Source organism: Amnibacterium sp. (genome assembly GCF_025463795.1).
Lineage (GTDB): Bacteria > Actinomycetota > Actinomycetes > Actinomycetales > Microbacteriaceae > Amnibacterium.
The window spans coordinates 14616-27698 of sequence record NZ_JAODBE010000145.1 but is presented as its reverse complement, the minus strand read 5'-3'; the positions used below and the strand labels follow the sequence as shown (position 1 = coordinate 27698).

At 74.2% G+C, this 13083-nt stretch carries 12 protein-coding genes and 1 pseudogene; 7 read left to right on the top strand and 6 right to left on the bottom strand.

Features of this window, described 5'->3' with window-relative positions; translation table 11 throughout:
• Positions 1–657 (bottom strand): annotated as a pseudogene (locus tag JWQ92_RS12585) (hypothetical protein); the annotation flags it as partial.
• Positions 658–803: 146 nt separating this feature from the next.
• On the opposite strand from JWQ92_RS12585, the gene JWQ92_RS12580 reads away from it, so the two are divergent.
• From JWQ92_RS12580 to JWQ92_RS12560, 5 genes are read left to right on the top strand one after another with little or no spacing between them, the layout of a single operon-like run.
• On the top strand, positions 804–1151 hold the full coding sequence (locus tag JWQ92_RS12580) for a hypothetical protein (RefSeq protein ID WP_297344803.1): 348 nt from the start codon (positions 804–806) through the stop codon (positions 1149–1151).
• Positions 1152–1177: 26 nt separating this feature from the next.
• On the top strand, positions 1178–2023 hold the full coding sequence (locus JWQ92_RS12575) for an arginase family protein (RefSeq protein ID WP_297344802.1): 846 nt from the start codon (positions 1178–1180) through the stop codon (positions 2021–2023).
• Positions 2024–2069: 46 nt separating this feature from the next.
• Positions 2070–3509, top strand: a complete 1440-nt coding sequence (locus JWQ92_RS12570; protein WP_297344801.1) for an NAD(P)/FAD-dependent oxidoreductase — start codon at positions 2070–2072, stop codon at positions 3507–3509.
• The gene (locus JWQ92_RS12565; RefSeq protein ID WP_297344800.1) at positions 3506–4363 is read left to right on the top strand and encodes an SDR family NAD(P)-dependent oxidoreductase; all 858 of its coding nucleotides are present in this window, start codon (positions 3506–3508) and stop codon (positions 4361–4363) included. The genes JWQ92_RS12570 and JWQ92_RS12565 overlap by 4 nt, the downstream gene beginning before the upstream one ends.
• 30 nt (positions 4364–4393) lie before the next feature.
• Positions 4394–5560, top strand: a complete 1167-nt coding sequence (locus JWQ92_RS12560; RefSeq protein ID WP_297344799.1) for an SLC13 family permease — start codon at positions 4394–4396, stop codon at positions 5558–5560.
• Positions 5561–5734: 174 nt separating this feature from the next.
• On the opposite strand, the gene JWQ92_RS12555 is transcribed toward JWQ92_RS12560, so the two are convergent.
• The 5 genes from JWQ92_RS12555 to JWQ92_RS12535 are packed head-to-tail and all read right to left on the bottom strand — an operon-like array spanning position 5735 to position 9637.
• Positions 5735–7153 carry an amidase gene (locus tag JWQ92_RS12555; protein WP_297344798.1) on the bottom strand — a complete coding sequence of 473 codons (1419 nt, stop codon included), beginning with the start codon at positions 7151–7153 and terminating at the stop codon, positions 5735–5737.
• Positions 7153–7731, bottom strand: a complete 579-nt coding sequence (locus JWQ92_RS12550; RefSeq protein ID WP_297344797.1) for a GNAT family N-acetyltransferase — start codon at positions 7729–7731, stop codon at positions 7153–7155. The genes JWQ92_RS12555 and JWQ92_RS12550 overlap by 1 nt, the downstream gene beginning before the upstream one ends.
• A gap of 9 nt (positions 7732–7740) precedes the next feature.
• Positions 7741–8439 carry a uracil-DNA glycosylase gene (locus tag JWQ92_RS12545; RefSeq protein WP_297344796.1) on the bottom strand — a complete coding sequence of 233 codons (699 nt, stop codon included), beginning with the start codon at positions 8437–8439 and terminating at the stop codon, positions 7741–7743.
• Positions 8436–9140, bottom strand: a complete 705-nt coding sequence (locus tag JWQ92_RS12540; protein WP_297344795.1) for a Type 1 glutamine amidotransferase-like domain-containing protein — start codon at positions 9138–9140, stop codon at positions 8436–8438. Before JWQ92_RS12540 ends, JWQ92_RS12545 begins: the two co-directional genes overlap by 4 nt.
• Entirely contained in the window at positions 9137–9637 is a 501-nt protein-coding gene (locus tag JWQ92_RS12535; RefSeq protein WP_297344794.1) for a phosphoribosyltransferase, read from the bottom strand. The genes JWQ92_RS12540 and JWQ92_RS12535 overlap by 4 nt, the downstream gene beginning before the upstream one ends.
• A gap of 69 nt (positions 9638–9706) precedes the next feature.
• Here JWQ92_RS12535 and JWQ92_RS12530 point away from each other — a divergent pair, with 69 nt between their 5' ends.
• Both JWQ92_RS12530 and JWQ92_RS12525 read left to right on the top strand, forming a co-directional pair.
• Positions 9707–10612, top strand: coding sequence for a proline iminopeptidase-family hydrolase (locus tag JWQ92_RS12530; RefSeq protein ID WP_297344793.1), 906 nt, complete (start codon positions 9707–9709; stop codon positions 10610–10612).
• Positions 10613–10694: 82 nt separating this feature from the next.
• Complete coding sequence (locus tag JWQ92_RS12525) at positions 10695–13070, top strand: phosphoketolase (RefSeq protein ID WP_297344804.1); 2376 nt, start codon at positions 10695–10697, stop codon at positions 13068–13070.
• Positions 13071–13083: the final 13 nt, after the last annotated feature.

The window sequence follows — 13083 nt, the reverse complement described above, 5'->3', positions numbered from 1 at the left end:
GCGTGCGGGCTGCCGAGGGGCGGGCGGCTCGGCCTCGGCGGCCGGGCGCGAGGCCGGCTCCGGCCGGACGACGGGCTCCGGGCGAGCGGCGGGCTCCGGGCGAGCGGCGGGCTCCTCCATGCGCGGCGCGGGCCGCGACCGCGCCTCGGTCACGGCGACCGCCGGCGCCGGCTCCTCGTGCGCCGCCGGCGGAGGCGCCGTCCGCGAGGGCAGACCCGCGAGCGGACCGTCCTCGGTCCGGGGCCGAGGGCCGGCGGCGATCCGCTGCTCCGGCGGCGACTGCGGCTGGGGCTGAGGAAGCCGTGCCTGCTCGCGCGCCGGCTCCGGCCGGGCGGCCTCGGGGCGCGTCGCCTCGGGCCGTGCCGGTTCCGGCCGCGCGGCGTCCGGCCGCACCGGCTGGTGCCGAGCGGCCTCGCTGCGCGTGGCCGCCGCATCCCTGGAACGGGTGCGGGGCTCCCGGCGCGGTCCCTGCCGGAACGGCCACCAGTAGGTGTGGGGGTCGGCGCCGTTGCGCTCCGCCCACGTCGAGATCGCGACGGTGGCGACGAGCAGGAAGCGCACGAGGACCGCTCCGACGACGATCAGCACGATCAGCACGACGAGCAGCACGAGCAGCCAGGCGGCGGTCAGCAGGCTGGTGAGCACGATCGACCCCATTCGAAGTCCCCTTCCGGCTCGGACGCGAAGGCCCGCGTCCTCGCATCGTGCCATGTGCGCCTCCACGATCGCTCGCCCTCGTCCGCTCACGGCGAACCGGCGTCGCGGCGCGGACGGGCTCGTTCCCGCGGGTGCCACCGTGCCCCATGGCCGCCACCGCCCCGTCCGGCGTCACCGCCGGCAGTCCCACGCCGGTCGACGCGACGTGCCTCCGCTGCAGGCGGGAGGGGCTCTTCCGCGTCGAGCTGTTCCGGATGCACGAGGACGGACCGCGTCGGGTCGGTGAGACGACGTTCTGCGCCTGCGAGACACGCCCGATGCCGCGCCCGACGATCACGACCGGCGAGCCCCGGCACACCGGTCGGCGGTGCGGCCGCTGCGCCGGCGACCAGGTGTACGAGGTGCCCTTCTACGCGGTCACCGCGGCGGGCATCGCGCCGCACACGACCCGGACCGTCTGCCGGGACTGCGACACCCGGCCCGTCGCCGGCTGATCCGGAGAGCCCGATACGCTGCGGCCATGGCCGCCAAGTTCGTCGTCGTACCCGAATGGCAGGGTTCGGCGTCGAGCCGTTCGATGCGGTTGATCGACGGGGCCGAGGCGATCCGCGGCGATCTGCCGTCCGCCGCGACCGTCACGGTCGACATCCCGCTCGGTGCGGGCGACGCGGTCGGCACCGGTGTGCACCGCTACTCGAGCCTCGCCGTGGTGCGGGAACGGCTCGCGGAGGCCCTGCGGCAGCTGGCCGACACGGACGTGCCGATCGTGATCGGCGGCGACTGCGGCGTCGAGCTCGCAGCCGTCGAGCACGCGTTCGCCGGTGCACGGCGCCGCGGCGCCCGGCTCGGCACCGTCTGGTTCGACGCGCATCCGGACCTCAACACCCCGGCGACCAGCCCCTCCGCCGCCTTCTCGGGCATGGTGCTCCGGGCCCTGCTCGGCGACGGGGCCGACGGGCTCGTCGCCGATCCGCCGCTCGACCCGGCCGCCGTGGTGCTCGCCGGCACGCGGTCGCTCGACGACGGGGAGGCGGAGTACCTCGCCCGGTCCCCGATCGTCCGGGTCGATGCCGACGGGGTCGGGGCCGGGCTCGGCGCGGTGCTCGATCCGCTCGGCTTCGACGAGGTGTACCTGCACGTCGACCTCGACGTGCTCGATCCCGCCGAGTTCGGCGGGGTGCCCGACCCGCAGCCGTTCGGGGTCGCGACCGCCGACCTCACCGCCGCGATCGGCGCCGCGCTGGCGGGCCGGCGGCTCGCCGGAGCGGCGATCACGATGTTCGCGCCCCCCTCGCCGGAGGCCGCGGGCGAGGACCTCGCCCCGATCCTCCGCATCCTCTCCGCGCTGACCGCCGGCACCCGCTGACGGCGGCGGGCGACGCTAGCCTGCGGACCGGACCGAAGGAGCAGCGATGCCGGAGCACACCTACGACCTCGTCGTGATCGGGGCGGGGCCGGTCGGCGAGAACGTCGCCGACTACGCCCACCGGGAGGGCCTCACGACCGTGATCATCGAGGCCGAGCTCGTGGGCGGCGAATGCTCCTACTGGGCGTGCATGCCGTCGAAGGCGCTGCTGCGGCCGTCCGCCGTGCTGCGCGCCGCGCAGCACGTGCGGGGCGCCGCGCAGGCGGTGACCGGCGGCCTCACCCCGGCCGACGTGTTCGCACGGCGCGACGCGATCGTCGGCGACTACGACGACGGGTCCCAGGTCGAGTGGCTCGGCTCGGTGGGGATCGATCTCATCCGGGGTCGCGCGCAGCTCACCGGCGTGAAGCAGGTGCGGGTCACCGCGATCGACGGCACCGTCGTCGACGTGACCGCTCGGGACGCGGTCGCGGTCTGCACCGGATCCGCGGCGCTGATCCCGCCCGTGACCGGGCTGGTCGACGCCGCGCCGTGGACGTCGCGGGAGGCCACCGGCGCCTCCGAGGCGCCGGCCTCGCTCGTCATCGTGGGCGGCGGTGTGGTCGCCTGCGAGATGGCGACCGTCTACGCGAGCCTCGGCGCGACGGTGACGATGCTCGTGCGCGGCCGCGGCCTGCTGTCGGGCATGGAGCCGTTCGCCGGCGAGCTGGTGACGGATGCGCTGCGGCAGCGCGGCGTCGACGTGCGGTTCGGCGCCGAGACGACCGCCGCGCACCGCACGGACGAGGGCGGCGTCGAGGTGACGCTCGGCGACGGCGGCACGATCACGGCGGCGCAGATCCTCGTCGCGACCGGCCGCACGCCGCGCACCGACGACTTCGGCCTCGCCAGCGTCGGCCTCGCGAACGGCGAGTGGCTGCCCGTCGACGACACGCTCCTCGTCGACGCGCCGACCAACGCCGACGAGCCCTGGCTCTACGCGGTCGGCGACGTGAACCGTCGCGCCCTGCTCACCCACGAGGGCAAGTACCAGGCTCGGGCCGCCGGCCGGGTCATCGCCGCCCGGGCGAAGGGCGATCCGCTCGACACGGCCCCCTGGGGCCGCCACGTCGCGACCGCCGATGAGCGGAGCGTGCCGCAGGTGACCTTCACCGATCCCGAGGTCGCCTCGGTCGGCCTCACCGAGGCCGCCGCCACGAAGGCGGGCCTGCGGATCCGGACCGCCGAGTACGACCTGTCGCACGTCGCGGGCGCGAGCGTGCTGTCGGACGACTACGTCGGGAGGGCGAAGATCGTGATCGACGACGAGCGCGAGGTGGTGCTCGGCGCCACGTTCGTGGGCCAGGACGTGGGCGAGCTGCTGCAGTCCGCCACCGTGGCCGTGGTCGGTGAGGTGCCGATCCAGCGGCTGTGGCACGCGGTGCCGTCGTACCCGACGCTCAGCGAGGTCTGGCTGCGCCTGCTGGAGACGGACGGCCGGGCATGAGCGTCACGGTGCCCGCCCCGGGGCGGATGGAGGACCGGACGGTCGTGATCACGGGCGCGAGCTCCGGGATCGGCCGGGCCGCCGCGATCGAGCTGGCCGCCCTCGGCGCCGACGTGGTCGTCGTCGGGCGGAACCCCGAACGCACCAGGGCGGTGGCCGAGCAGGCGGGCGGCCGCTCCTACCTCGCCGACTTCGAGCGGCTCGACGACGTGCGACGCCTCGCCGACGAGCTGCTCGCCGACCTGCCCGCGATCCACGTGCTCGCGAACAACGCGGGCGGCATCGGGCCGCGCCGCGAGACCGTCGACGGCTTCGACGTGACCTTCCAGCGCAACCACCTCGCCGGGTTCCTGCTCACCAACCTGCTGCTGCCGCGCCTGATCACGACGGCGGCGGAGGCGCCGGCGGCGAGCGTGCGAATCATCCAGACCTCGAGCGGCGCTGCCGCGTCCGGGCGTCTCCGGATGGAGGACCTCGACACGCGGCGCGGCCCGTGGCTCGGCGGCTGGCGCGCGTACTCCGCGAGCAAGCTCGAGAACGTCGTCTTCACCCGCGAGCTCGCCCGGCGGCTCGCCGCCACGCCCGTCTCGGCGTACGCGTTCCACCCGGGGTTCGTGGCGAGCGGATTCGGCAACGGCGGGGCGCTCGTGAGCCTCGGCCAGCGGTTCGCGCTCTCGCCGGAGCAGGGCGCCCAGCCCCTCGTGCGGCTCGCCGCGACACCCGACGTGCCCGCGCCGTCCGGGAACTACTTCGACCGGTTGAAGGCGCCCGGGCGGCTGCCGAAGCAGGCGGACGACGCCGGGCTCGCGAAGGCGCTCTGGTCGGCCAGCGAGGTGCGCGCCGGCCTGCGCTGAGGCGGCCTCCGCCCCGATACAGTCGGCGTCGTGGTGCTGGCCGTACTCGGAGTCGGCCTACTCCTGCTGGGGGCGGTGGCGGTCGTCACCGGAGTGATGCCGGTCACGGACGCGGTCGCGCTCGGCGATCGGATCGCCCCGGTGATCGGCTTCGTCGTCGCCATCACGGTGGTGGCGGCGCTCACCACGCGCGCCGGCGTCTTCGACCGCATCGCGGACGGCGCCGCCCGCCTGGGGCGGGGCCGCGGGGCCGTGCTCTGGCTGCTGGTGGTCGTCGTCGCCGTGGTGGCGACCGTGTTCCTGTCGCTCGACACCACCGCGGTGCTGCTCACCCCGATCGTCGTCACACTCGCGCGGCGCGTCGGGCTGCCACCCCTGCCGTTCGCGATGGCGACGGTGTGGCTCGCGAACACGGGCTCGTTGCTGCTGCCGGTCTCGAACCTGACGAACCTGCTCGCCGCGGCCGGACCCGGCCTCGGCGCCGGCGGCTACGTCGGACGCTCGGCGCTGCCGTCGCTCGTCGCCGTGGTCGTGCCCGTCGTGCTGCTCGCGCTCGTGCATCGGCGGGACATCGCGCAGCGCTACGTCGTCCCGGCGCTCGATCCCGTCGCGGATCCGGTGCTGTTCCGGATCGCGGCGGGCGTGCTCGTGCTGCTCGTGCCGGCGCTCGCCCTCGGCGATCCCCTGCTCCACATCCCGGTGTGGGTCCCGGCGACGATCGGTGCGGTCGTGCTCGCCGTCGCCTTCGTGGTGCGTCGCACGCCCGGGTTCTCCCCCTCGATGCTGCCGGTCGCGCTCGTGGTGTTCGTCTGCGGGCTGTTCCTCGCGGTGACGGCCGCGGGGCGCCTCGGGCTCACCCAGGTGCTCACGGCCGTCGCCGGGACGGGCGACGGACCCCTCGCCCTGCTCCGGGTCGCGGGCACGGGCACGGTGGCCGCGAACCTCGCCGACAACCTGCCCGCCTACCTCGCGCTCGAGCCGGTGGGCTCCTCCCCCGCCCGGCTGCTCGCGCTGCTCGTGGCGGTGAACGCCGGCCCGCTGATCACCCCGTGGGCGTCGCTCGCGACCCTGCTCTGGCACGGGCGCCTCACCGCCATGGGCGTCCGCATCTCCTGGTGGCGGTTCGCGGGCCTCGGCCTGATCGCGGCCCCGCTGACGGTCGGCCTCGCGACGCTGGCGGTCGCCCTCACGGCGTGACGCACCCGCGTCACGTGCCACTTCTGCACCCTTCGGACGTCGTGAAGGGTGCGAAACCGGCACGTCACGGGGATGGGCGACCCGCCGGTTCCGTGAGTTGCCACTTCTGCACCCTTCACCACGCCTGAAGGGGGCGAAAGCGGCACGTCACGGGGACCGGGGCGTGGGTGGTGGTCACCAGAGGGGCGGGTGGCGCCACGCGAAGCGGCGCTCCAGCTGGCGGGCGATCGCGAGCAGGGTCGCCTCGCCGCCCGGCCGCCCGATCAGCTGCACGCCGGCCGGCCATCCGGCGTCGTCCGCGCCGACGGGCACCACGATCGCGGGCAGCCCGGCGACGTTCACGAACGACGACCAGGGCGCGGCCTGCACCTGCCGCTCGAAGACGACGTCCGGATCCGGATCCGCGGTGAACCAGCCGAGCGGCATGGGCGGCAGGGCGAGCGCCGGGGTGAGCACGGCGTCGACCGCGTCGAAGGTCGCCACCGCCCGCCGCTCGAACGCGGCGGCGTCCGCGAGGGCGCCGAGCAGCGTCTCGGCCGGCAGCGCCCGGCCGCGGTCGAGCATCGCGCGGGTGTACGGCTCGAGGAGCGCGAGCTCGGCATCCGAACCGGCGGGGATCCCGGCCGCGGACGCGGCCCACAGCACCCGGAACAGCTCGGGATACCGCTCCCCGGGCAGCCGCACGGGCTCGAGGCCGTGACCGAGCTCGTCGAGCAGGGCGCTGGTGCGCGCGACCGCGGCCGCCGACGCGGGATCCACAGCGATCTCGACCGCGTCGTCCCACACCGAGCCCTCGAGCACGCCGATCTGGAAGCGTCCCTCGCCGCGCACCGCTGCCGACAGGAAGGGCCCGTCCTCGGGCGCCACGAGCGCGAACGGCGGGCGGCGGCGCACCCCGTCCGGCGCGACGAGCGCGTCGAGCGCCATCGCCACGTCGGCGACCGTCCTGGCGATCGGGCCGGCCGTGACGAGGCCGGCGAGCGACTCCTGGCCGCCCTGCGCCGGCACCCGGCCGCGGGACGGCTTCAGGCCGACGACGCCGCACGTCGCAGCGGGGATCCGCACCGATCCGCCCCCGTCCGAGCCGAACGCGAGCGGCACGAGGCCCGCGGCGACCGCGGCGGCCGCGCCGCCGCTCGAGCCGCCGGCGCCGGTCGACGGATTCCACGGGTTGCGGGCGGGCGGCCGCCCCGCGGGCTCGGTGTAGCCGGTGAGCCCGAACTCCGGCGCGGTCGTCGCGCCGAGCGAGACGGCGCCCGAGACGTCGATCGCCGTGATCACCCGGTCGGAGGTGGTGGCGGACGCGGTGGTCAGCCGCGAACCCGTCCCGGAGACGGTGCCCGCGCGCCGCGCGAGCTCCTTCTCCGCCACGGGCACGCCCCAGAGCGGCGCCGGGCCGGGTCCTTCGGCGTCCAGCCGCGCGGCCGTCGCCCGCGCGCGGTCGGCGTCGACGCGGGCGAAGGCCCCGAGTCCCCCGTCGAGGCGCTCGATGCGGGCCAACGCGTGCTCGACGAGCTCGGCGACCGTCGCGTCGCGTCGCTGCAGCCAGTCCCACTGCTCCTGGGCCGTGAGGTGGTGGAGCTCGAACGCCACTACTTGATCGACTTCTGCAGCAGCACGGTGCCGATCCACCGGTCGAACTTGAAGCCGACCCGCCCCATCCGCCCGACCTCCTTGAAGCCGAGGGACTCGTGCAGCTTCAGCGACGCCTCCGCGCCCTTGTCGGCGATGACCGCGAGCAGCTCCTTGAGCCCGGCCTCCCGGCTCGCCTCGATGAGGGCGGTGAGCAGCGCCTTCCCGAGGCCCTTGCCGGTCGCCGCGGGCGAGAGGTAGATCGAGCTCTCGGCCGTGTGCTTGTAGGCCCGCTTCTGCCGCCACGGCGTGCACAGCGCGTAGCCGAGCACCTGGCCGGACGGCGACACGGCGACGAGGAACGGCAGCTTGAGGCGCGCCAGGTAGGCGAACTTCGACCGCCACTCGCGCAGCGACATGGTGTCCTCGTCGAACGTCACCATGCTGTTCGTGACGTAGTGGTTGTAGAGCTGCCGCACATCGGGCAGGTCGCGGGCGGTCGCCGGCCGGATCCTGTACGCGAAGTCGGGCTCCGGCGGCGGCAGACGCCGCAGGTGGAAGGGCTTGACCCTCCGCGCCTCGTACTCCTCCTCCAGCACGGCGCGAGCCTAATCCGCCTCGGGCAGGCTCCAGTCGAGGCCGCGCGCGCCCTGCTGCTCGAGCAGTGCGTTCGTGCGGCTGAAAGGCCTCGAGCCGAAGAAGCCGTTGCGGGCGGAGAGCGGACTCGGATGGGCGGACTCCACCCGCGCGACCTGCGGCAGGAGGGCCGCCCCGAGCGTCTGCGCACGGCGCCCCCAGAGGATCGCGACGAGCGGACCACCGCGCTCCGCGAGCGCGGCGACGGCGCGCCCGGTCACGACCTCCCAGCCGCGGCCGGCGTGCGATCCGGCCGCACCCGCCCGCACCGTGAGGTCGCGGTTCAGCAGCAGCACACCCCGATCCGTCCATGCGCTGAGGTCGCCGTGCGCGGCGGGCGGCAGCCCGAGGTCGTCGAACCGCTCCCGGTAGATGTTGCCGAGGCTGCGGGGCAGCGGCCGCACGTGGCGCTCGACGGCGAAGGCGAGGCCGATCGGATGCCCGGGCGTCGGATACGGGTCCTGCCCGACCACGACGACCCGCACGGAGGCGAACGGGATCCGGAAGGCCCGCAGAACGAGGTCCGGCGCCGGGAGCACGACGTGGCCCGCCGCCGCGTCGGCGGCGGCGAAGGCCTCGGCCGCGACGAGCGCCGGCTCCGCGGGTGCGAGCACGTCCGCCCAGCCGCGGTCGATCGCCCCGGCAGCAGCGAGGTCCGCGAGCCGGCTCACGCGGCGGGCTCCCGGCGCACGGCGACCGCGCCGTCGCCGGAGGACACCCACCACACGTTCCCGGTGCCCCCCACCGTCGTGACGTCGCCGAGCACGAGCACGGTGTCCTCATCGATCGCCGCGCCCTCGGGCACGAGGCCGCCGCCGACCGCGGTGATCAGCCTGGCGAGCGTGCCCCACTGGGCCGCGTGCACGTCGATCGTGAGATCCGTGAGGCCGAGGCCGTCGCGCACCAGGAGCTCGCCGAGGTCCTCACCGATCTCCTCGTCGACGACGGGCACCCCGTCGTGCCGCCATCCGCCGAGCAGGGCGTGCCGGGCCGCGATCGAAGAGCCTGCCGAGAACCCGGCGTAGGGCCGCCCGTCGGCGACGAGGGCGCGGATCCGCTCGGCGAGCGGCAGCACGGCGTCGAGGTAGGCGGGGGTGAGACCACCGCCGACGAGCACGCCGTCGACGTCGTCGAGCACCGCGGCGTCGAGGGCGCCGCCGTGCGGGGCGGTCGCGACCCGCGGATCGACGGGTCCCGTCAGCGCCGCGACGAGCCGCTCCACGTGCTCGCGCTCGTCGCCGTTCCGGACGGCGAGCACGGCGATCCGGGGCCGTTCGCGGCCGCCCGCCGCCCGCGCATCGGCGAGGAAGGCCCGCCACGGCTCGGGGGTCCCGCTCCAGCCGCCGCCGGCGAGGTGGAGCCGGCCGCTCATTCGCCCCGGACGCCGGTGACGGGCGGCTCGGCCGACCAGGGGAAGACGATCCAGCGGTCCGTGTCGCGCCACGACCAGTCGGGCACGAAGACGGTCTGGGGCTTCGTGTAGAAGCAGGCCGTGCGCACCTCCGCGCCCATCCGCTCGATGATCTCGACGGCGAGCTTCAGGGTGAGCCCGGACTGCGAGACGTCGTCGGCGAGCAGCACGCGGCGCCCGGCGAGGGAGGCGCCGTCGAGATGCGGGGGCAGCAGCAGCGGCTCCGGCAGGGTCGTGTCGACGCCGGTGTAGAGCTCGACGTTGATCGATCCGCAGCTCTTCACCCCGAGGGCGTAGGCGAGCGCGCCACCGACGAGCAGCCCGCCGCGGGCGATCGCGACGACGATCTCGGGCCGGAACCCGGACTCGTGGATCCGCAGCGCGAGGTCCCGTGCAGCGTCGCCGACGTCCTCCCACCTCAGGATCTCGCGGGCGGGGGCGGCCTGCTCGGTGCTCACCCCCGGAACCCTATCGCCGAGGAATCGGGCGGTTCACGGCAGCAGAATGGGACGGTCGGAAGGAGTGACGTGGACGTCACCGAGATCGAGGTCCCGTTCCGGGGCTGGAGCACCTGGACCCGGATCACGGAGCCCGAGCAGCCGGTCGACGGCGCGCTCCCCCTGATCGTGCTGCACGGCGGTCCCGGCATGGGGCACGACTACGTGCGCAACCTGGCGGCCCTCGCCGGCACCGGCCGGCGGGTGATCCACTACGACCAGCTCGGCTGCGGCCGGAGCACGCACCTGCCCGACCAGCCGAGCACGTTCTGGACGCCGGAGCTCTTCGTCGAGGAGTTCGAGAACCTCGTCACGCACCTCGGGCTGGACCGCTACCACGTGGCCGGCCAGTCCTGGGGCGGCATGCTCGGCTCGGAGATCGCGGTGCGGCGACCCGCGGGCCTCACCTCGCTCGCGATTCTGAACTCGCCGGCGTCGATGGAGCTGTGGGTCGCCGGGGCGAACCGCCTGCGCCAGGACCTCCCGGAGGAGACCAGGGAAGCGCTCGAACGGCACGAGGCCGACGGCACCATCGACGACCCCGAGTACCTGGCCGCGGTCGACGTCTACTACCGGCGGCACGTGTGCCGGATGGATCCGTATCCGGCCGACCTCGTCGCCTCGATCGCGCAGATGGAGGCCGAGCCGACCGTGTACCACACGATGAACGGCGTCAACGAGTTCTTCGTCACCGGCACGATGGCGGGCTGGACGGTGATCGACCGCCTGCCGCAGGTGGCCGTGCCGACCCTGGTGCTCGCCGGGGAGTTCGACGAGGCGACGCCCGAGGTGTGGCAACCCTTCGTCGACCGGATCCCCGACGTGCGGTCCCACGTGGAGCCCGACGCGAGCCACTGCTCGCACCTCGAGCACCCGCAGGCGATCCTCGAGCTGCTCGCCGGCTTCCTGGCTGACACGGAGCAGCGCCTGCGCTGAGCCGTTCCCCGGCCGCTCATCCCGCTCCGACGGCGCGGCGGGCTGCCGTTCAGGGCCGGGGGCCACGCTGTGCTCCGTGACCGTGACCGAAGCCACCCGCACTCCCGTCGACGACGCGCTCCTGACGCGGATCCACCGCTACTGGTCCGCCGCCAACTACCTCTCCGTCGGGCAGATCTACCTGCTGGACAACCCGCTGCTGAAGGAACCGCTGGCGCCGGAGCACATCAAGCCGCGGCTGCTCGGCCACTGGGGCACCACGCCGGGGCTGAACCTCGTCTACGTGCACGCGAACCGGGTGATCAGGGAGCGCGACCTCGACGCGATCTACGTCGCGGGGCCCGGGCACGGCGGACCGGGGGTGGTGGCCAACACGTATCTCGAAGGCACCTACTCGGAGGTGTACCCGCACCTGCCCCAGACCGAGCAGGGGATGCAGCGGCTCTTCCGCCAGTTCTCGTTCCCCGGAGGCATCCCGAGCCATGCGGCGCCGGAGACGCCCGGCTCCATCAACGAGGGCGGCGAGCTCGGCTACTCGCTCATGCACGCCACCGGCGCGGTGTTCGACAACCCCGGCCTCGTCGCGTTCACGGTGATCGGCGACGGCGAGGCCGAGACCGGTCCGCTCGCGACGAGCTGGCACGCGCCGGCCTTCCTCGACGCCGCACGGGACGGGGCCGTGCTGCCGATCCTGCACCTGAACGGGTACAAGATCGCGAACCCGACGGTGCTCGCGCGGCTGCCCGAGGAGCAGCTGCTGCAACTCATCCGCGGTTGGGGCTGGGACCCGATCGTCGTCTCGGGCGACGACCCGATGCCGGTCCACCGCGCGATGGCGGAGGCCCTCGACACCTGTCTGGACCGCATCGCCGAGATCCAGCAGGCCGCGCGCGGCGGATCCGGTCGCTCCGGGCCGGCGCCCTGGCCGATGATCGTGCTGCGCACCCCGAAGGGCTGGACGGGGCCGAAGGAGGTCGACGGGCAGCAGATCGAGGGCACCTTCCGCGCGCACCAGGTGCCCCTGTCCGAGGTGCGGACGAACGAGGGGCACCTGCGGCAGCTCGAGGCGTGGATGCGCAGCTACGAGCCGGGGGATCTCTTCGACGGCGAGGGACGCCTCGTGCCCGACCTGCAGGCCCTCGCGCCGGAGGGCGGGCGCCGGATGGGATCGAACCCGCACACGAACGGCGGCGCGATCCTGAAGGATCTCGAGCTGCCCGACTTCCGGGACTACGCGGTCGAGGTCGCCGAGCCCGGGGCCACGATGCACTCCGCGACGACGGTGCTCGGCTCGTACCTGCGCGACGTGATGGCGGCGAACCCCGACCGCTTCCGGCTGATGGGCCCGGACGAGACCGCCTCCAACCGCCTGCAGGCCGTGTTCGCGACCACCGACCGGGCATGGCAGGAGCCGATCCTGCCGACGGACGACCATCTCGCGCCGGACGGCCGGGTCATGGAGGTGCTGTCGGAACATCTCCTGCAGGGCTGGCTCGAGGGCTACCTGCTCACCGGACGGCACGGCCTGATGAGCTCGTACGAGGCGTTCGCGCACATCGTCGACTCGATGGTGAACCAGCACGCGAAGTGGCTGCACGACATCAACCGCATCGAGTGGCGGCGGCCGATCGCGAGCCTGAACTACCTGATCACCTCCCACGTCTGGCGGCAGGACCACAACGGGTCGAGTCACCAGGACCCCGGATTCATCGACCACGTCGTGAACAAGAAGGCCGAGATCGCCCGCGTCTACCTGCCGCCGGACGCGAACTGCCTGCTCTCGGTCGGCGACCACGCGCTGCGCAGCCGGCAGTACATCAACGTGATCGTTGCGGGCAAGCAGGAGCAGCTCGACTACCTGACGATGGACGAGGCGATCGCGCACTGCACGCGCGGGCTCGGGATCTGGGACTGGGCGTCGACGACCGACAACGAGCCGGATGTGGTGCTCGCCTGCGCCGGCGAGATCCCCACGATGGAGGTGCTCGCGGCCGCCGACCTGCTGCGGCAGCACGCACCCGACCTGAAGGTGCGCGTCGTGAACGTCGTCGACCTGATGCGCCTGCAGTCGGACCGCGAGCATCCGCACGGGCTGCCGGACCGGGAGTTCGACGCGATCTTCACCCCGGACAAGCCGGTGGTCTTCGCGTACCACGGCTATCCGCCGCTGATCCACCGGCTCACGTACAAGCGGGCGAACCACGATCAGTTCCACGTCCACGGGTACATCGAGGAGGGCACGACGACGACGCCGTTCGACATGGTGATGATGAACCGGCTCGACCGGTTCTCGCTCGTGTCGGACGTGATCGACCGGGTGCCGTCGCTCGGCACCGGCTACGCGGCGCTGCGGCAGCGGATGACGGACGCCCGCCTGGCGGCCCGCATGTACACGAGGGAGCACGGCGAGGACGACCCGTCGATCGCGAACTGGCGCTGGCCGCACGGCCGGGACTGATCCTCGGCGGACC